Genomic DNA, 19,994 nt, shown 5'->3' on the forward strand with positions numbered 1-19,994 from the left:
CGCCCCAACCCGCCCAGGTGAGGATCACCGCTTGTGACTGTGTTCACCGAAGTCGAGATCGAGTACCTGGCTAGCCAGCGGCTCGGCAGGCTTGCGACGCTCGCGCCCAAAGGCTCCCCCCAGATACGCCCGGTCCGCTTCCAGTACAACGCGGAGCTGAACACCATCGACATCGGTGGCCGAGCCATGGCCGGTAGCCGCAAGCTTCGCAACGTCCAGAACGATCCCCGAGTGTCGTTTGTCATCGATGACCTCGCCTCCATTGATCCGTGGCGCCCTCGAGGAATCGAGATCCGCGGGCGGGCCGAAGCGCTGTCGGCCGATGGCGCCCAGGAGGGGTCCGGCGGTGCCATGATCCGGATCCATCCCCGGCGGATCCTGGTTTGGGGACTCGACAGCGAGTCACCTGCTCTGCAGGCCCGCAACGTGACGCAAGTTTGACGCCGGCTGGGTGAGCATTCCCGCAGAACGTTATGCGGCCTCGTGCCGGTAACTTTCACCCCGAGAGCGCGATGGGTCGGCCCAGACCATCGGGTAGGGATCGTCGCCGGATGGAGGGGAAGTCGTCGACCCCGGCCGCCGGGATAACCTTGGGACCATTACACCCGAGGGAAGGACCAACAATCCGGTGGCAAGGCTAGCCAGGGCCGCTGATGTCGTGCTGGTGGGCGCGGGCATCATGAGCGCCACGCTGGGCGCGTTGCTCAAGCGGCTGGAGCCGGACTGGTCGATCGTCGTCGTCGAGAGGCTCGATGCCGTCGCCGCCGAGAGCAGCAGTCCCTGGAACAATGCCGGCACCGGGCATGCGGGGCTGTGCGAAATGAACTACACCCCAGCCAGTCCCGGCGGTGCCATCGACATCACCAAAGCGGTCCTGATCAACGAGCAATTCCAGGTCACCCGCCAGTTCTGGGCCTACGCCGCGGAAAACGGCATGCTGAGCGACGTGCGTGGCTTTCTCAATCCCGTTCCGCACGCCAGTTTCGTGCACGGAGCCGACGGCGTCGACTACCTACGGCGCCGGCGTGATGCGCTGGCGGGCAACCCGTTGTTCTCCCGCACCGAACTGATCGACGACCCGGATGAGTTCGCCGCCCGGCTGCCCTTCATGGCCGCCAAACGAGACTTTTCAGAGCCGGTCGCGCTCAGCTGGGCTCCCGACGGCACCGATGTCGACTTCGGTGCATTGTCGCGCCAGCTCATCGGCTATTGCGTCCGCAACGGCAGCACCGCACTTTTCGGTCACGAGGTCCGCGACCTTCATCGCCGGTCCGATGGCGGTTGGACATTGACCGTCAACAACCGTCGCAGCGGCGAAAAGCACACGCTGGAGGCGAAATTCGTCTTCGTCGGAGCCGGGGGAGACGCGTTGCCGTTGTTACAGAAGTCGGGGGTGAGGGAGATCCGGGGTTTCGCCGGTTTTCCGATCGGTGGCCGCTTCCTGCGCAGCGACAACCCCGCGCTCACCGCCGCGCACCGAGCCAAGGTCTATGGGGTGCCCTCGCCGGGTGCGCCGCCGCTGGGGGCGCTGCACCTGGACCTGAGGTTCGTCAACGGCAAGCCGTGGCTGGTTTTCGGGCCGTACCCGGGCTGGTCGCCAAAGTTCTTGAAACACGGCCACTTCAGCGACCTGCCCCGGTCGATCCGGCGAAACAACCTGCTGTCCCTGCTCGGTGTCGGCGTCACCGAACTGACCTTGCTGAACTACCTGATTGGCCAGCTGCGGCTCTCGACGCCTGATCGTGTCGATGTGCTACGTGAATTTGCACCCAATGCAAGGGATTCGGACTGGGAGCTGACCGTGGCCGGTCAGCGGGTGCAGGTGATACGGCGCGACAAGCGCAAAGGTGGGGTGCTCGAGTTCAACACCACATTTGTCGGCGCCGCCGACGGCAGCATCGCCGGACTGCTGGGAGGCTCGCCGGGAGCCTCGACAGCAGTGCCCATCATGTTCGAGGTCCTGCAGCGCTGCTTTGGTCATCGGTATCAGTCGTGGCTGCCCACGCTCAAAGAGATGGTGCCGTCGCTGGGGGCCGAGCTCTCGCAGGAGCCCGCGCTGTACGACGAAGTGTGGTCCTGGACCACCAAGGCGCTGCAGTTGGACGCCGCATGACCGAAGCCTTGCGCCGAGCGTGGTCGAAAGACCTTGACGCGCGGACCCTATACGAGTTGCTCAAGCTGCGCGTGGAAGTCTTCGTGGTCGAACAGGCCTGCCCGTATCCCGAGCTGGACGGCCGCGACCTGCTCTCCGAGACCAGGCACTTCTGGCTGGAAACCCCTGAGGGTGAGGTGATCTGCACCCTGCGGCTGATGGAGGAACACGCCGGAGGTGAGAAGACCTTCCGCATCGGTCGGCTGTGCACTCGGCGGGATGCCCGCGGTCAGGGGCACACCACCCGGCTGCTGCGCGCCGCGCTGGCCGAAGTGGGTGACTTTCCATGCCGGATCGACGCCCAGGTCTATCTGGCCGACATGTACGCTCAGCACGGATTCGTCCGTGACGGCGACGATTTCATCGACGACGGTATTCCACATGTGCCGATGCTTCGGCCCGCGTCCGGTCCGGCGGCCCACTCGTGAAGCCGTATCCGTTCAGTGCGATCGTCGGGCACGACCACATGCGGCTTGCGTTGCTGTTGTGCGCCGTTCGCCCGCAGATCGGCGGGGTACTGGTCCGCGGCGAGAAAGGCACCGCGAAATCGACGGCCGTGCGCGGACTTGCGGCGTTGCTGTCGGCGGCAACCGGGCATGCCGACGCCGGGCTGGTCGAGATGCCGTTGGGAGCCACCGAGGACCGCGTGGTGGGTTCGCTGGATCTGCAAAGGGTCCTGCGCGACGGTGAGCACGCGTTTTCGCCGGGCTTGCTGGCCCGTGCTCATGGGGGAGTGCTCTACGTCGACGAAGTCAACCTGCTGCATGACCATCTGGTCGACATATTGCTCGACGCCGCCGCGATGGGTCGGGTACATGTCGAGCGTGACGGCATATCGCATTCGCACGAGGCCCGTTTCGTCCTGATCGGCACGATGAATCCCGAAGAGGGCGAACTGCGTCCGCAGCTGCTGGACCGATTCGGTCTCACCGTTGACGTACAAGCGTCGCGGGACGTCGACGTGCGCGTGGAGGTCATTCGGCAACGGATGGCCTACGAGGCCGATCCCGACGGGTTCGCCGAACGCTACGCGGAGGCCGACGCGAAACTGGCTCGCCAGATCGCCGCGGCGCGTGCTCGCGTGGATGACGTCGTGTTGCCGGACAGGGAATTGCGGCGCATCGCCGCGCTATGTGCGGCCTTCGACGTCGACGGCATGCGAGCCGATCTGGTGGTGGCCCGAACGGCCGCTGCCCACGCCGCCTGGCGGGGTGCGCCCACCGTGGAGGAACACGACATTCGCGTGGCCGCCGAACTGGCGTTGCCGCATCGCCGCCGCCGAGACCCCTTCGACGATCACGGCATAGACCGTGACCAGCTCAACGAGGCGCTGCAGCGGGCGGGCTCCGACCAGGATCCCGAGCCCGACCCGCCCGGCGGCGGTCAGGCAGCCGAAGAGCCGGCGCCCCAACCCAACCCCCACTCAACTGACGACCCGCCGAGCCCGGCTTCGCCGGGCTCGCGGTCGTCACCGGACTCGATGGGCGACGACCCGCCGCGCCCGGCTTCGCCGGGCTCGCGGTCGTCACCGGACTCGATGGGCGACGACCCGCCGAGCCCGGCTTCGCCGGGCTCGCGGTCGTCACCGAAACCCAGCGCGCCACCGTCGAAAATCTTTCGGACCCGCGCGCTGACTGTTCCCGGCGTCGGCGAAGGCGCTCCCGGCCGGCGGTCGCGGGCCCGCAATTCAACTGGCAGTGTGGTCGCGGCGGCCGACCCCAGCGAAACCGGCGCGCATGGATTGCATCTGTTCACAACCGTGTTGGCTGCCGCCGAGCATGCGTCGGGGGCGGGTCCATTGCGGCTGCAGCCGGACGATGTGCGCCGGGCGGTCCGCGAGGGACGCGAGGGCAACCTGGTGATCTTCGTCGTCGACGCCTCCGGGTCGATGGCCGCCCGCGATCGCATGGCCGCGGTCAGCGGCGCCACCATGTCGCTGCTGCGCGACGCCTATCAGCGGCGAGACAAGGTCGCGGTCATCACGTTCCGACAGCACGAGGCCAGGGTGTTGCTGCCGCCCACGTCGTCGGCGCACATCGCGGGCCGGCGGCTGGCCGGGTTCGACACCGGCGGCAAGACTCCGCTCGCGGAAGGTCTGCTGGCCGCGCGCGAGCTGGTCATCCGGGAGAAGGCGCGTGACTTCGCTCGCCGCCCCTTGGTGGTGGTGCTCACCGATGGGCGCGCCACTTCTGGACCAGATCCCTTGGGCCGCAGCCGGATTGCGGCTACTCGACTGGCCGCCGAAGGCGTGGCGGCCGTGGTCGTGGACTGTGAAATGTCTTACGTGCGACTCGGATTGGCCGCTCAGCTGGCCCGCCAGCTCGGTGCGCCGGCCGTGCGCCTGGAGCAACTGCACGCCGACCACTTGGCGCGGGCCATTCGTTGCGTGGCCTAAAGCCGGGACCACAAGCTGGAAAGGCAACCGCTTATGCCGCAGGGAAATCCGACCTATGTCCCCGACGACGGTCTGACCACCAGAGCGCGGCGTAACTTGCCGGTCCTGGCGGTACATACCGGCGAGGGCAAGGGAAAATCGACGGCAGCCTTTGGAATGGCATTGCGCGCCTGGAACATTGGGCTCGACGTTGCCGTATTTCAGTTCGTCAAGAGTACCAAATGGCGGGTGGGCGAAGAGGCGGCGTTCCGTCAGCTCGGGCAGTTGCACGACGAACACGGGATCGGCGGGGCCGTTGAATGGCACAAGATGGGCGGCGGCTGGTCGTGGACGCGTACATCGCGCAAGGCCGGCAGCGACTCCGACCACGCCGCAGCGGCGGCGGATGGCTGGGCCGAGATCGCGCACCGCCTGGCGGTGCAACGCCACCAGTTTTACGTGCTGGACGAGTTCACCTACCCGCTGAAGTGGGGGTGGGTTGACGTCGACGACGTGGTGAATGTCTTGCGGACACGGCCCGGCCACCAACACGTCGTGATCACCGGACGTGACGCACCGCCGCAATTGATCGAGGCCGCCGACTTGGTGACGGAGATGACCAAGGTCAAACACCCGATGGATGCGGGCCGTAAGGGCCAGCAGGGCATCGAGTGGTGAGGCCGTGACCTCAACACCGGCCCTGGTCATCGCCGCGCCCGCATCGGGCAGCGGAAAGACCACCATCGCAACGGGTTTGATGGGGGCGCTGCGCCGGGCCGGTCACCGCGTTGCGCCCTTCAAGGTCGGTCCCGACTTCATCGACCCCGGCTACCACACCCTGGCCGCTGGGCGGGTCGGCCGCAACCTGGACCCGGTACTGGTCGGGGAGCAGCTCATCGGCCCGCTCTACGCGCACGGCACCGTCGGCGCCGACATTGCCCTGGTCGAGGGTGTGATGGGCTTATTCGACGGACGCATCGGTGGCGCGGTCAGCGGCCCGGCGGCGGGGTCCACCGCGCACGTCGCAGGCTTGCTGGGAGCCCCCGTACTCCTGGTGGTCGACGCACGGGGCCAGAGCCACAGCGTCGCCGCGCTGGTGCACGGCTTCGTCACGTTCGACTCGGCCACCCGAATCGCGGGCGTGGTCCTCAACCGGGTCGGGACCGCCCGGCACGAACATGTGCTACGACAGGCGTGCGAACAGGCCGGTGTCGCGGTGCTCGGAGCCATCCCCAGAAGCGCTGAATTAGAGCTTCCAACAAGGCATTTAGGTCTCATCACCGCTGTCGAGTACGGTCGTCGGGCCCGGCTGGCGGTCGAGGCGATGACGGCGTTGGTCGCTCGGCACGTCGATTTGACCGCAGTGGCCGCGGCCGCCGCAAGCCGGGTCGGCACGCCTCCCTGGGACCCGGTGGCAGCCGTCGGCGGGCCGCGGGGCAGGCGCCCCACTGTAGCGATGGCCGCGGGCAAGGCTTTTAGCTTCGCCTACGCCGAACATGCCGAGTTGTTGCGGGCGGCCGGCGCCGATGTCGTCGACTTCGACCCGCTCAGCCAATCGCTGCCCGAAGGAACGAACGCCGTGCTGCTGCCGGGTGGATTCCCCGAGCAATTCGCCGCGGAGCTCTCTGCCAATGAGCTGGTCCGCGGTCAGCTCCGGCACTTGGCGGCCGCAGGGGCTCCCGTACACGCCGAATGCGCCGGACTGATTTATCTGGTATCCGAACTCGATGGATACCCGATGTGCGGCGTGCTGGCCGGCTCCGCTCGCTTCACGCAGCGCCTCACACTGGGATACCGCGACGCCGTCGCGGTCGCCGATTCACCGCTGTTTTCGGTTGGCCAGCGAGTTGCCGGACACGAATTCCACCGCACCACGGTCACATTCACCGATAACTACCAGCCGGCTTGGGCCTACCGAGGCGATGAAACGCACGCTGTAAGAGACGGCGCCGTGCACGCTGGCGTGCATGCGTCTTATCTGCACACGCATCCGGCTGCCAACCCCGGCGCGGTGGCACGCTTCCTAGCACATGCCGCAACTCTGTCGTAACCGCGAGCACTAGCCCGCGAACGTACGCCAGGGCGAAAATTCGCGCCTGGAGTCGCCGTGGCGTTACATTCGCGGCTCGACAACACCCGCGTCGCGCTCCGCCGCGCTGGCGATCACCACTAAGCTTGGCGGGTGACCGAGAGCCCCTACCTCGTCGGATTGCGACTGGCCGGCAAGAAGGTGGTAGTGATCGGCGGGGGCAATGTCGCCCAACGCCGCCTGCCCCTTCTCATCTCGAGCGGCGCAGACGTGCACGTCATCTCCCGTAGCGCCACCCGCGCCGTGGAGGCGATGGAAGGCATCACATTGTCGCTGCGTGAATACCGTGACGGTGACCTCGAAGGCGCCTGGTATGCGATAGCGGCCACCGACGACGCGGAGGTCAATGCGACCGTCGTCGCGGAGGCCGACAGCCGGCAGATCTTTTGTGTCCGCGCCGACATCGCCGTCGAAGGAAGTGCAGTCACCCCGGCGACGTTCAGCTATGCAGGGCTGTCCGTGGGCGTGCTGGCCGGCGGCGAGCACCGCCGTTCGGCTGCCATCCGGTCTGCGATTCGCGAGGCGTTGCAGACGGGGCTGATCACCCCGGAAAGCCCGGAAAGCCCCTTAAGCTCCGACATCATTCGCGGCGGGGTAGCGCTGGTCGGTGGCGGCCCGGGCGATCCTGAACTGATCACTGTCCGCGGCCGGCGCCTGCTTGCCCACGCCGATGTCGTGATCGCCGACCGTCTGGCACCACCCGAGCTGCTCGCCGAACTGCCACCACATGTGGAAGTTATCGACGCCGCCAAGATCCCGTATGGCCGGGCCATGGCCCAGGACGCAATCCACGCCGCCATGATCGAGCGAGCCAAATCGGGGAGCTTCGTGGTTCGTCTGAAAGGCGGCGATCCGTTCGTGTTCGCCCGGGGCTACGAGGAGGTACTGGCATGCGCCGAAGCCGGTATTCCGGTGACCGTGGTGCCAGGTGTGACGAGTGCCATAGCAGTTCCTGCTTCCGCGGGCGTTCCGGTCACGCATCGGGCCACGAATCACGAGTTTGTCGTGGTCAGCGGCCATCTCCCGCCCGGTCACCCCGAATCGTTAGTGAATTGGAATGCATTGGCAGCATTGTCGGGCACCATTGTTTTGCTGATGGCCGTGGAACGGATCGAACTTTTCGTCGATGCCCTTTTGAAAGGCGGACGACCTGCGGAAACGCCGGTCGTGGTGGTTCAGCACGGAACGACGCCCGCTCAGCACACGTTGCGGGCCACCCTCGCCGACACGCCGGAAAAGGTCCGCGCAGAGGGGATTCGACCTCCGGCGATCGTTGTCATCGGGGCCGTGGCGGGCCTCAGCAGCGTTCGGGGTTTAAACAATTCTTAAGATTACTGTAAGGTAACCCGTTATGACGGCTCTCAACGACACAGAGCGGGCTGCCCACAATTGGACGTCCGGACGGCAGGAGCGTCCGGCGTCGGCTCGCCCGGCGCGCTCGGCGGAGACCGCCTCGCAGCGCATCACCAGGTATTACCCGACTTGGCTGCCCTCTCGTCGCTTCATCGCCGCAGTCATCGCGATCGGTGGAATGCAGCTCTTGGCGACCATGGACAGCACCGTCGCCATCGTCGCGCTTCCTAAGATCCAGAACGAACTCAGCCTGTCCGACGCCGGCCGTAGCTGGGTGATCACCGCCTACGTGCTGACCTTCGGCGGCCTGATGCTGCTCGGTGGGCGTCTCGGCGACACCATCGGGCGCAAACGGACCTTCATTGTCGGCGTCGCGCTGTTCACCATCTCCTCGGTGCTGTGCGCGGTCGCCTGGGACGAGGCCACGATGGTCGTCGCGCGACTGTCCCAGGGCGTCGGGTCTGCCATCGCCTCGCCGACCGGTCTGGCGCTGGTGGCCACCACGTTCCCGAAGGGGCCAGCCCGTAACGCCGCCACGGCGGTGTTCGCTGCGATGACGGCTATCGGTTCGGTGATGGGCCTGGTGGTCGGCGGAGCCCTGACCGAGGTCTCGTGGCGGCTGGCGTTCCTGGTGAACGTGCCGATCGGTCTGGTGATGATCTACCTGGCCCGCACCGCGCTGCGGGAAACCAATCGTGAGCGGATGAAGCTCGACGCGACCGGCGCCATGCTGGCCACGTTGGCCTGCACCGCGGCCGTCTTCGCCTTCTCGATGGGACCGGAAAAAGGCTGGATCTCGGTGACCACCATCGGTTCCGGCGCGGTGGCTCTGGCGGCTGCTCTCGCGTTCATCGTGGTGGAGCGCAGTGCTGAAAACCCGGTCGTGCCGTTCCACCTGTTCCGTGACCGCAACCGGCTGGTCACCTTCATCGCGATCTTCCTGGCCGGCGGTGTCATGTTCACCCTGACGGTGTGCATCGGTCTGTACGTGCAGGACATCCTGGGCTACAGCGCGCTGCGCGCCGGGGTCGGATTCATCCCGTTCGTTATCGCAATGGGTATCGGCCTGGGCATCTCCTCGCAGCTGGTGTCGCGGTTTTCGCCGCGGGTGCTCACGATCGCCGGGGGATACCTGCTGGTCTTGGCCATGCTGTACGGCTGGTTGTTCATGCATCGTGGCGTGGCTTACTTCCCCAACCTGGTGGTGCCCATCGTTGTGGGCGGGGTCGGCATCGGGATGGCGGTAGTTCCGCTGACCCTGTCGGCGATCGCCGGCGTGGGTTTCGACCAGATCGGCCCGGTGTCCGCGATGACGCTGATGCTGCAGAGCCTGGGCGGGCCGCTGGTGTTGGCCGTGGTTCAGGCCGTGATCACCTCGCGCACGCTGTACCTCGGTGGTACCACCGGTCCGGTGAAGTTCATGAACGACGCTCAGTTGGCAGCGCTTGACCATGGCTACACCTATGGCCTGCTGTGGATCGCCGGAGCGGCCGTCATCGTCGGCGGGGCTGCGGTGCTGATCGGCTACACCCCGGCGCAGGTCGCCCATGCGCAGGAGGTCAAGGAAGCCATGGACGCCGGAGAGTTGTAACTCTTCCGGGTGTCAGCGCAGCGGCCACACCAGTTGGCGAACATAGCCGTCGGGTTGGTCGTCGTCGATGCCATACTCGGCGGGCCAGCGGTCGGCGGGTAGGTACAGCGTGCCGAACAGCGCATCAACGAGAGGGAACTCCGCGGCGTAGTTGGAGTTGTAAGCCTGGGGCTGGCGTGCGTGGTGCCAGTGGTGGAACTGCGGAGTGGCAATCAGCCAGCTCAGCGGCCTGCAGGTCAGCCTTAAGTTGGCATGGATGAAGATGTCCTGCAGCGTCAACAGAATGACGATCGCGCCCAGGCCGACCCGACCAAAGCCCAGCGCATACAGCGGCACCACAGCGGCCGAGCGTATGGCTATCTGGTCGAGGGGATGCATGTGGGCGGCCGCGAGCCAGTCCATCTCGCGGACACTGTGGTGCACGCGGTGGAATCGCCACAGCACGGGGACCTCGTGCATGGCGCGATGCCCCGCGTAGCCACCCACTGCGGTAATGGCCAGGGCCGCAACGACTTGCAACCAACCCGGGTTCCCGACGACCGCGGCGCGAAAGGTCGCCGGTACCAGGGCCTGCAGGGCGGTGCCGGCCACCGCCACGGCGCCGACTAGACCGACTTTGCGCGCGGCCCCGTTGACCAGGTAATGCACCACATCGGTACGCCACCCACGGCGTAGCACTTGCCGCGGGTGAAGTGCGAACAGCCGCTCGAGGGGAATGAAGATCGTCGCCAGGATCGCCAGCTTGACCGCCATCTCACTGCGCACGCTGAGTGCGACGAGCACCAGCAACGAAGTGACCAGCACCAAGGCAATGCCGCCGGGTCTAACCCCGCCCGGCGCCCCGACTTCGACCGACGGGGGAGTAGCTGCGCTCACGGCGCGCGTCGGGCGGTCGGCTATGGCTAACGGCCGCCCGAGTCTGGACAGCCTGCCCCACCCGGCCAGCACACCGGCCGCCACGATGACGGCGGGAACTCCAATGATCGGTCGGACGGTGGCGACCGCTATCGCGGTGATCAGGATCGCCGATTGAAGCGCCATGCCGGTCACCTTCATCACTCGCGCGCCCTGCAGCAGCCGGATCGCGTGCCAGCCGGTCATGGCAGCCGCCGCCACGAGCACAACCTCAAGCACCATTGCGCCGCGGTCAAGACGCTCATGTCTTCCTGTGCCGACAATAGTCACGGCGCCAACGAGCCCGACCAGTTCGGCCGAGTACAAAATGCCCAGAGCCGCCACTAGGGGCCGGTCCCGATATTCGGGCTCTGCCCTGGTAAGCGCCGTACTCATGCGCGACAAGGTATCGCTCGCAGCTGAGGAATATCTGAATGTCTCCCTGTTCGCGACCCCCCATACCTGCTATGGGCGGGCGCGCCGGTCGCGCATCCGGTGGGGCCGTGCCGTCGAGACATCCCAGGTTTGTAAGTTGTCAAGCGGTGATGGGGGTTCGGTGGGCACAGGCTCGGTCTTCGTCGTAGAGGGCGTGGTGGCGGAGGCAGCCGTGCAGGATGCCGACGAGGCGGTTGCCGAGGGCGCGTAGGGCTTGGTGGTGGCTGTCTTTAGACCGTATGGGGGGCTGATCGTAGAAGGCGCGGGCGTCCGGGCTGGTGGAAAGGGCGCAGAAGGCCCACTGGTCGATGGCGTCGTAGAGGCGGCTGTTGCGGATGTAGCGGGCGACGACGCGGCATTTCTTGTCGGGAGCGACGGTCAGGGGTGAGGTTCCGGCGTAGTTTTTGCGAGACTTGGCGTCGGTGTATCGATTCGGGTCGTCCCCGAACTCACCAAGCACCCGGGCGCCGAGTACGACACCAAGTCCTGGCAGGGAGCGGTAGATGTCGGCGTCCGGGTGTGCCTCAAAATGGGCGGCCAAGCTGGTTTCGAGCTTGGTGATCTGTCGATTCAGCTCGGCGATGATGGCCACGGCAGCGCGGGTGGTGGCTGCGAATGCCGTCGCCACCGTTGGTGGGGCGGTCAGCTGTTGTGAGCGCAGCGCGGCTTGAATCTTTTTGGCTCGGCTGGCGATATAGCGTTGGCGGCCTCCGCGTTTGAGCGCGGACTGGATGGTCGACAGACTCAACTTGGCACCCGTATCGGGGGTGGGGGACAAACCCGTTCGACGGCAGGCCGATCAAGACCCATTAGTGTGCGCCTACGGCTTCGAGACTGCAGACACGGCGGCCGCCGGGGCCGCTGACCAGCCCTGAGCTCACATTGAAAGCCGCCACAGCACACTCGCCGTGATTAAGGCGCTTGCCGGGCTTCTCTGCGGGCCGTGCCGGCCCGCCTCGTCGCCCGGCTAGGTGGGATTGCCGGGCTTCTCTGCGGGCCGTGCCGGCCCGCCTCGTCGCCCGGCTAGGTGGGATTGCCGGGCTTCTCTGCGGGCCGTGCCGGCCCGCCTCGTCGCCCGGCTAGGCTTGCCGCCTGTGATCACCCGGATGTCCCAGCTATTCCTGCGCACCCTGCGTGACGACCCCGCCGACGCCGAAGTGCCTAGCCACAAACTGCTGATCCGGGCCGGATACGTCCGGCCCATCGCGCCGGGACTGTACACCTGGCTGCCGCTGGGCTTGAAGGTCCTGCGAAACATCGAACGCGTGGTCCGCGAAGAGATGAACGCAATCGGTGGGCAGGAGATCTTGTTTCCGGCGCTGCTGCCACGAGCGCCTTACGAAACCACGAACCGGTGGACCGAATACGGCGACGGTGTTTTCCGGCTGCAGGACCGCCGCGGCAATGACTACCTGCTCGGGCCCACACACGAGGAGCTGTTCACCCTGACCGTGAAGGGCGAATACAACTCCTACAAGGACTTTCCGCTGGTCTTGTATCAAATCCAGAACAAATACCGCGACGAGGCCCGTCCTCGCGCCGGCATCCTGCGGGTCCGCGAATTCCTGATGAAGGACTCCTATTCCTTCAACATCGACAGCGCCGGCCTGAAGGCCGCCTACCACGCCCATCGAGAGGCCTACCAGCGAATCTTCGACCGGCTCAAGGTGCGCTACGTCATTGTCTCGGCGGTCTCCGGCGCCATGGGCGGCAGCGCCTCCGAAGAATTCCTGGCTGAAAGCCCGGTCGGCGAGGATACGTTCGTGCGCTGCCCGGAGTCCGGTTATGCCGCCAACGTCGAAGCCGTCATCACCGCGCGTCCGGATAGCCGACCGATCGACGGGCTGCCGGAAGCAGTGGTTCACGACACCGGCGACACCCCGACCATCGCCACCCTGGTGGCCTGGGCGAACCAGGCTGACCTGGGCCGCACGGTAACCGCCGCGGACACCCTGAAGAACGTCATGGTCAAGGTGCGCCAGCCCGGCAAAGACTGGGAGCTGCTGGCCATCGGAGTGCCCGGCGACCGGGAGGTCGACGACAAGAGATTGAGCGCGGCGCTGGAACCCGCCGAATACGCGTTGCTCGACGACGGCGACTTCGACAAATACCCGTTTCTGGTGAAGGGCTACATCGGACCAAAGGCATTGCGCGCCAATAATGTTCGCTACCTCGTGGACCCACGCGTGGTCGACGGCAGCAGCTGGATCACGGGGGCGGACGAACCCGGCCGCCACGTGGTCGGCCTGGTGGCCGCCCGTGATTTCACCGCCGACGGCACCATCGAGGCCGCCGAGGTGCGGGAAGGTGATCCCTCTCCGGACGGCGCGGGTTCCCTGGTCATGGCGCGTGGCATCGAGATCGGCCACATCTTCCAGCTCGGCCGCAAGTACACCGACGCCTTCAGCGCCGACGTGCTCGGCGAGGACGGCAAGCCGGTCCGGCTGACCATGGGCTCCTATGGCATCGGGGTGTCGCGGCTGGTCGCCGTCGTCGCCGAGCAGCACCACGACCAGCTGGGCCTGCGCTGGCCGCCGGCGATCGCGCCGTTCGGCGTTCACCTGGTGATCGCCAACAAGGACGCCGAGGCACGCAGCGGAGCCGTCGCGCTGGCCACCGAACTGGATCAGCTTGGGGTTGAGGTGCTGCTCGACGATCGTCAAGCCTCGCCCGGCGTCAAGTTCAAGGACGCCGAATTGTTGGGAGTGCCCTGGATCGTCGTGGTGGGGCGCGGCTGGGCGGACGGAGTTGTGGAGCTGCGTGACCGGTTCAGCGGTCAGACCCGTGAGCTGCCCGCCGGCGCCTCGCTGGCCACCGATGTTGCGGCTGCCATCACCGGTTAGCTATTCATTCCCGCCAGGAAACGACGAAGTGATCGGCCAAGCGCCCAGCACCTTGTTCCAGCGGGCGGCCAGCACCGCGCTTTGGGTCACAGCAGTGGACGCGAAAGCCCGGTCATCTGCCGTCTCGGCATGCTCGACGACCGCACGCCACGCCGTTGCGCCGTCGTTCTCCATCCGCGCGGCCAGCCGCGCCGCATCGGCGGGGCTGCCCACGTCGCTGGGCAACTGGTAGCCCGCGGCAGCCACCGGCGCGGTGACTTTACGCGCGGCCAGCATGGCGATGACATCGTCACGGCGCTGGCGGTGTTGGTTCAATGCCTCGACCACCAAGTCGTTGACGCTGGGCGGCGACATTGCGGACACGATGCCGTATCCGTAGATGGTCGCGTGTTCGACGGCCAGGGCGTCACTCAGGGCCGCGGTGTCGGCGTCTTTGCCCGCAGGGGAGCGCTTGGGGCTGGCCCCGAAGCTGGGCTCGGAGGACGTCATATCGAGGGTCCCCCGGGCATCAGCGCAACCATGTAGGACGCCGTACACGAAGCCGCGATGGAGGCCAGCAGACCAGCGCGGTAGCCCGAGACCGTCGCCACCAGGCGACTGGCATCTTCGGCCGACTTGCGCAGCGAATCCACCACGTCCGACACCGGCGGTGGCGGTGGCGGTGGTTCCGTGCCGGTCGGGCTCGGGCTGGGACTCGAGCTGCTTATGTCGCTGGTAGCCGATACCAGCTTGCCCGCGGCCCGGGCGATCTCGGTGGCCAGTGCCCGGGCATGCGCGCCGCGCTGGCTGGCCACTACCGTCAGCGCGGCAGCGATCTGTGGCGGATTGCCGATCGCTGCAGCAGCGGCCGAAGCCAGCGCACTGTCGCGTCGGGCCTGCTCCAAGGGCGACAAAAGCTCGTCGACCGCGGGAGGCTTCGGGGCGGACTCACCGCACGCGGTCACCACCACCCCGAGCGCAGCGAGAGCGGCACCGCCGGCGAGCACGCCCCGCCTGTTGATGACGGGTACTGCTCTGGGCACAGCAACATCCTGCCATCACCGACGAGCTGGCCACGACAAGGGACGAGCCCGATCAGGAGAGCTCAGACCTCTACGGCCTGATCACGTGGGCATCGGCGATTCCTGGCGTATCGTTGGTAGCTGGTTCCCTGTGGATCGCCGACGATTGGGCGCCGGCGGACGAGGGGAACTGCCCCTGGCAGCGATACCAGCCAGATGTCCGGACAACTCAAGATGAGGAGCTCGCCGTGACCACCGGGCTACCTTCGCAGACGCAGGTGATCGAGCTACTCGGTGGCGTGTTTGCGTGCGCCGGCTACGAGATCGAAGACGTGGTCATCGACACCGGCGCCCGCCCACCGCGGATCACGGTGGTCGCCGACGGCGACACCGCACTCGACCTGGACACCATCGCTACCCTGTCGCGCTCCGCTTCGGCTTTGCTGGACGGCCTGGACACCATTCGCGACAGGTACGTCCTCGAAGTCAGCTCGCCCGGTGTCGAACGCCCCCTGACCACCGAAAAGCATTTCCGTCGCGCCCGCGGGCGCAAGGTTGAGCTCGCATTGTCCGACGGCTCCCGGTTGACCGGCCGCCTCGGCGAGCTGATGGGCGACACGGTGGCGCTGGTGGTCCGGCAGGGCCGGGACTGGACGGTGCGCCAGATCCCGCTGACACAGGTCCTGAAAGCTGTTGTCCAAGTGGAGTTTTCGCAGCCGGCTCGGGCCGAACTCGAGTTGGCGACGGCGGGCGGGGCCGCTGGTACGGAGGCCGAATCATGAACATCGACATGGCCGCGCTGCACGCGATCGAGGTCGACCGGGGCATCTCGGTCAATGAATTGCTCGAAACCATCAAATCCGCACTGCTCAGCGCCTACCGGCACACCCAAGGTCACCAGAACGACGCCCGCATCGAAATCGACCGTAAGAGCGGCGTCGTCCGGGTGATCGCCCGCGAGCTCGACGACGAGGGAAACCTCATCAGCGAATGGGATGACACCCCGGAGGGTTTCGGTCGCATCGCGGCGACGACAGCTCGTCAAGTGATGTTGCAGCGATTCCGCGACGCCGAGAACGAGCGGACCTACGGCGAGTTCTCGACCCGGGAGGGTGAGATCGTGGCGGGGGTGATCCAGCGCGACAGCCGGGCAAACGCCCGCGGCCTGGTGGTAGTCCGGATGGGAAGTGAGACCAAGGCCTCCGAGGGTGTGATCCCGGCCGCCGAACAGGTCCCCGGCGAAAGGTACGAACACGGCAACCGGCTGCGCTGCTACGTCGTTGGCGTGACCCGTGGTGCCCGCGAACCGTTGATCACGTTGTCGCGCACGCACCCGAACCTGGTGCGCAAGCTGTTCTCCCTGGAAGTTCCCGAGATTGCCGACGGCTCGGTGGAGATTGTGGCAGTGGCCCGGGAGGCCGGTCATCGGTCCAAGATCGCGGTGCGCTCGAACGTCCCCGGGCTCAATGCCAAAGGCGCCTGCATCGGGCCGATGGGGCAGCGGGTGCGCAACGTGATGAGCGAACTATCCGGCGAGAAGATCGACATCATCGACTACGACGAGGATCCCGCGCGGTTCGTAGCCAACGCGTTGTCGCCCGCGAAGGTGGTCTCGGTGTCGGTGATCGACCAGAACGCCCGGGCCGCGCGCGTGGTGGTGCCCGACTTCCAGCTGTCACTGGCCATCGGCAAGGAGGGGCAGAACGCGCGGCTGGCCGCTCGGCTCACCGGATGGCGGATCGACATCCGCGGCGATTCACCTGGGCACCCGGCCGCTCAGCCTGAACACGGTGCCAGCCGCGGAATGGCACATGACCGCTCGCAGTTGGCGTCGGATCCATAACGCCATCCCCGGGTGGTTCTGGCCGCCCGTTTCGTGACGCTAGACTTAGCCGTGATCCAGCGCGAGCCTTCGGCCCCCCGAGCCAGCTGGGCGCACAGATGCTCTGACAGTCCCTGCGGACCGGTGCGGACGTGCGTCGGGTGCCGGAAGCGAGAGTTGGCCGTCGAACTGCTTCGAGTGGTGGCTGAGTCGACCGGGAACGGCAACTGCGCCGTGATCGTTGACCCAAACAGAAGGCTGCCGGGGCGGGGTGCATGGCTGCACCCCGAACCGCAGTGCATACAACAAGCAATTCGGCGGCGGGCTTTCACCAGAGCGCTGCGCATCACCGGTTCACCGGATACGTCAGCGGTGGTCGAACACATCAGCGGGTCTTCCGCTGAGCAACAGAACGGGCAGCAACGAACATGAGCACACCGTGAAGTCCCGATGACAATGTGTCATAGCTAAACCCGAGGCGCGGCCTACAACTGTCGTCGCCTCATAGACAGGAGATGTAGTGGCAGGTAAGGCCCGCGTACACGAGTTGGCCAAGGAACTCGGTGTTACCAGCAAGGAAGTGCTCGCCCGGCTGAGTGAACAGGGCGAATTCGTGAAATCGGCGTCATCGACGGTGGAGGCGCCCGTCGCCCGCCGCCTGCGGGAATCGTTCGGTGGCGGCAAACCCGCCCCGGGCAAGGGCCCCGCAACCGGCACGGCGAAAGGCCCCGAAAAAAGCCCCGATTCTGGTCCCGTTGGTGGTGTGGCCAAAGCCGCGGTCAACCTGCCCGGTACCGACGGCGGCAAAGCCGCAGAGCGGTCACTTGACCAGGCCCTCGACAAGGCGATTGCCAAGGCGGCCGGCAACGGCGCGCCCACCCCCGTCGCACCCGAACAGGCCGCCGGTGCGGGCAACGCGGGGACTGCGCCCACCCGAGCCACGCCCCGTCCGCCGGCCGCTACCGCGACTCCTGCACCTCCGAAGGTCCCGCAACCCGGGCAACCGGCGGCACCGTCGCCGGGTCAGCCGCCAAGCGCCCCGGCGCCTCACCCCGGCATGGCTCCCGGCGCGCGTCCGGGACCGGCGCCCAAGCCCGGTATCCGAACCCCGCGCGTCGGGAACAACCCGTTCTCGTCGGCGCAACCCGCCGACCGGCCCATTCCCCGTCCGCAGGCGCCGCGGCCCGGCGCGCCGCGTCCCGGGGCACCGCGTCCCGGTGCTTCGCCCGGCAGCATGCCGCCGCGGCCCGGCGGCGCGGCCGGCGGGCCACGTCCACCACGCACCGGCGCGCCCCGACCCGGCGGCGGCCGGCCCGGGGGTCCGGGCGGCCGTCCGGATGGCGGCGGCGGTAACTACCGCGGCTCAGGCGGTGGCGTCGGTGCCGCACCCGGGACTGGATTCCGCGGCCGTCCCGGTGGTGGCGGCGGCGGCCCCGGTGGCGGCGGTGGTCGTCCCGGACAGCGCGGCGGTGCCGCGGGCGCCTTCGGTCGTCCCGGCGGCGCACCCCGGCGTGGCCGCAAGTCCAAGCGCCAGAAGCGCCAGGAATACGACTCGATGCAGGCCCCGGTCGTCGGCGGCGTGCGGTTGCCGCACGGCAACGGCGAAACCATCCGGCTGGCCCGCGGCGCGTCGCTGTCCGACTTCGCCGAAAAGATCGACGCCAACCCGGCCGCACTGGTCCAGGCGCTGTTCAACCTCGGCGAAATGGTGACCGCCACCCAGTCGGTCGGCGACGAAACGCTCGAGCTGCTGGGCAGCGAGATGAATTACAACGTCCAGGTGGTCAGCCCCGAGGACGAGGACCGCGAGCTGCTGGAATCCTTCGACCTGTCCTATGGTGAGGACACCGGAGACGAGGCCGATCTGCAGACCCGTCCGCCAGTCGTGACCGTGATGGGCCACGTCGACCACGGTAAGACTCGGCTGCTGGACACCATTCGTAAGGCCAACGTCCGAGAGGGCGAGGCCGGCGGCATCACCCAGCACATCGGCGCCTACCAGGTAGGTGTCGACCTCGACGGCAGCGAGCGGCTGATCACCTTCATCGACACCCCGGGTCACGAGGCGTTCACCGCCATGCGTGCCCGCGGTGCCAAGGCCACCGACATCGCCATTCTGGTGGTCGCGGCCGACGACGGCGTGATGCCGCAGACGGTCGAGGCCATCAACCACGCGCAGGCCGCCGATGTGCCGATCGTGGTGGCGGTCAACAAGATCGACAAGGAGGGCGCCGACCCGGCCAAGATCCGGGCACAGCTCACCGAGTACGGCCTGGTGGCCGAGGACTTCGGCGGCGACACCATGTTCGTCGACATCTCGGCCAAGAACGGCACCAACATCGAGCAGTTGTTGGAGGCGGTGCTGCTGACGGCCGACGCCGCCCTGGATCTGCGCGCCAACCCCGACATGGAGGCCCAGGGTGTGGCCATCGAGGCGCACCTGGACCGCGGTCGCGGGCCGGTCGCCACGGTGCTGGTGCAGCGCGGCACGCTGCGGGTCGGGGACTCGGTGGTCGCCGGCGACGCCTACGGCCGGGTCCGGCGGATGGTCGACGAACACGGCGACGACATCGAAGCGGCGTTACCGTCGCGTCCTGTCCAGGTCATCGGCTTCACCTCGGTGCCAGGGGCCGGTGATAACTTCCTGGTCGTCGACGAAGACCGCATCGCGCGCCAGATCGCCGACCGGCGCAGCGCCCGCAAGCGCAACGCCATGGCGGCGCGCAGCCGTAAGCGGATCAGCCTGGAGGACCTGGACTCGGCGCTGAAGGAAACCAGCCAGCTCAACCTGATCCTCAAGGGCGACAACGCCGGTACCGTCGAGGCGTTGGAAGAGGCCCTGATGGGTATCGAGGTGGACGACGAGGTGGCGCTGCGGGTCATCGACCGCGGTGTCGGTGGTATCACCGAGACCAACGTCAACCTGGCGTCGGCGTCGGATGCGATCATCATCGGCTTCAACGTGCGCGCCGAGGGCAAGGCCACGGAGCTGGCCAACCGCGAAGGCGTCGAGATCCGCTACTACTCGGTCATCTATCAGGCGATCGATGAGATCGAGAAGGCCCTGCGCGGCATGCTCAAGCCGATCTACGAAGAGGTCGAGCTGGGTCGTGCCGAGATCCGGGCGTTGTTCCGGTCCTCGAAGGTCGGCCTCATCGCCGGCTGCATGATCACCTCGGGTGTGGTGCGACGCAACGCGAAGGCCCGGCTATTGCGGGACAACATCGTGGTCACCGAGAACCTCTCGATCCAGTCGCTGCGCCGCGAGAAGGACGACGTGACAGAGGTCCGCGAGGGCTTCGAATGCGGTTTGACGCTGGGCTACTCCGACATCAAGGAGGGCGACGTCATCGAGTCCTACGAGCTGGTCCAGAAGGAACGCTCGTGACCGGCGCCGACGATGCAGTGGGGGCACCGCCCGCGCGCGGGGGTGCGGCGGT

Annotated in this window: 16 protein-coding genes and 1 pseudogene; 13 read left to right on the forward strand and 4 right to left on the reverse strand. The window is 67.1% G+C overall.

The annotated features are described in order from the left end of the window. Positions 1–33 precede the first annotated feature (33 nt). From EET13_RS09670 to EET13_RS09705, 8 genes are all read left to right on the forward strand, one after another. On the forward strand, positions 34–441 hold the full coding sequence (locus tag EET13_RS09670) for a PPOX class F420-dependent oxidoreductase (protein ID WP_122442085.1): 408 nt from the start codon (positions 34–36) through the stop codon (positions 439–441). 187 nt (positions 442–628) lie between these two features. Next, positions 629–2,113, forward strand: a complete 1,485-nt coding sequence (gene mqo / locus EET13_RS09675) for a malate dehydrogenase (quinone) (RefSeq protein WP_122442086.1) — start codon at positions 629–631, stop codon at positions 2,111–2,113. Then, complete coding sequence (locus tag EET13_RS09680; protein WP_122442087.1) at positions 2,110–2,580, forward strand: GNAT family N-acetyltransferase; 471 nt, start codon at positions 2,110–2,112, stop codon at positions 2,578–2,580. Before mqo ends, EET13_RS09680 begins: the two co-directional genes overlap by 4 nt. Next, positions 2,577–4,547 carry a magnesium chelatase subunit D family protein gene (locus EET13_RS09685; protein ID WP_122442088.1) on the forward strand — a complete coding sequence of 657 codons (1,971 nt, stop codon included), beginning with the start codon at positions 2,577–2,579 and terminating at the stop codon, positions 4,545–4,547. Before EET13_RS09680 ends, EET13_RS09685 begins: the two co-directional genes overlap by 4 nt. Positions 4,548–4,580: 33 nt before the next feature. Further along, positions 4,581–5,204, forward strand: a complete 624-nt coding sequence (gene cobO, locus EET13_RS09690) for a cob(I)yrinic acid a,c-diamide adenosyltransferase (protein WP_122442089.1) — start codon at positions 4,581–4,583, stop codon at positions 5,202–5,204. 4 nt (positions 5,205–5,208) lie between these two features. Further along, positions 5,209–6,576 (forward strand): cobyrinic acid a,c-diamide synthase CobB, encoded by a 1,368-nt coding sequence (locus EET13_RS09695; RefSeq protein ID WP_244603840.1) that lies wholly within the window; start codon positions 5,209–5,211, stop codon positions 6,574–6,576. Positions 6,577–6,708: 132 nt separating this feature from the next. Continuing rightward, positions 6,709–7,944, forward strand: coding sequence for a uroporphyrinogen-III C-methyltransferase (gene cobA, locus EET13_RS09700; protein WP_122442091.1), 1,236 nt, complete (start codon positions 6,709–6,711; stop codon positions 7,942–7,944). A 22-nt stretch (positions 7,945–7,966) separates the two neighbouring features. Further along, on the forward strand, positions 7,967–9,559 hold the full coding sequence (locus EET13_RS09705) for an MFS transporter (RefSeq protein WP_122442092.1): 1,593 nt from the start codon (positions 7,967–7,969) through the stop codon (positions 9,557–9,559). Positions 9,560–9,571: 12 nt separating this feature from the next. Here EET13_RS09705 and EET13_RS09710 read toward each other — a convergent pair whose 3' ends face one another. Then, entirely contained in the window at positions 9,572–10,849 is a 1,278-nt protein-coding gene (locus tag EET13_RS09710) for a sterol desaturase family protein (protein WP_122442093.1), read from the reverse strand. A gap of 139 nt (positions 10,850–10,988) precedes the next feature. Beyond that, positions 10,989–11,669 (reverse strand): annotated as a pseudogene (locus EET13_RS09715) (transposase); the annotation flags it as partial. Positions 11,670–11,982: 313 nt separating this feature from the next. On the opposite strand from EET13_RS09715, the gene EET13_RS09720 reads away from it, so the two are divergent. Beyond that, positions 11,983–13,731, forward strand: coding sequence for a proline--tRNA ligase (locus EET13_RS09720; RefSeq protein ID WP_122442094.1), 1,749 nt, complete (start codon positions 11,983–11,985; stop codon positions 13,729–13,731). Here EET13_RS09720 and EET13_RS09725 read toward each other — a convergent pair whose 3' ends face one another. Continuing rightward, on the reverse strand, positions 13,732–14,220 hold the full coding sequence (locus tag EET13_RS09725) for a ferritin-like domain-containing protein (protein WP_122442095.1): 489 nt from the start codon (positions 14,218–14,220) through the stop codon (positions 13,732–13,734). It lies immediately after the preceding gene. Continuing rightward, a complete protein-coding gene (locus EET13_RS09730) occupies positions 14,217–14,753 on the reverse strand; it encodes a hypothetical protein (RefSeq protein ID WP_122442096.1) in 537 nt (178 codons plus the stop codon). Before EET13_RS09730 ends, EET13_RS09725 begins: the two co-directional genes overlap by 4 nt. Before the next feature lie 227 nt (positions 14,754–14,980). Here EET13_RS09730 and rimP point away from each other — a divergent pair, with 227 nt between their 5' ends. The 4 genes from rimP to infB all read left to right on the forward strand — a co-directional run bounded on the left by rimP (position 14,981) and on the right by infB (position 19,942). Continuing rightward, positions 14,981–15,514 carry a ribosome maturation factor RimP gene (gene rimP, locus EET13_RS09735; RefSeq protein ID WP_122442165.1) on the forward strand — a complete coding sequence of 178 codons (534 nt, stop codon included), beginning with the start codon at positions 14,981–14,983 and terminating at the stop codon, positions 15,512–15,514. Further along, on the forward strand, positions 15,511–16,575 hold the full coding sequence (gene nusA / locus EET13_RS09740) for a transcription termination factor NusA (protein WP_122442097.1): 1,065 nt from the start codon (positions 15,511–15,513) through the stop codon (positions 16,573–16,575). The genes rimP and nusA overlap by 4 nt, the downstream gene beginning before the upstream one ends. Positions 16,576–16,755: 180 nt before the next feature. Beyond that, the gene (locus EET13_RS31310; RefSeq protein ID WP_244603847.1) at positions 16,756–16,986 is read left to right on the forward strand and encodes a YlxR family protein; all 231 of its coding nucleotides are present in this window, start codon (positions 16,756–16,758) and stop codon (positions 16,984–16,986) included. 88 nt (positions 16,987–17,074) lie between these two features. Next, positions 17,075–19,942 (forward strand): translation initiation factor IF-2, encoded by a 2,868-nt coding sequence (gene infB, locus EET13_RS09750; RefSeq protein ID WP_122442098.1) that lies wholly within the window; start codon positions 17,075–17,077, stop codon positions 19,940–19,942. Positions 19,943–19,994: the final 52 nt, after the last annotated feature.

Origin of the sequence: Mycobacterium attenuatum (assembly GCF_900566085.1) — a bacterium.
In the GTDB taxonomy this organism is placed as follows: Bacteria; Actinomycetota; Actinomycetes; order Mycobacteriales; family Mycobacteriaceae; genus Mycobacterium; species Mycobacterium attenuatum.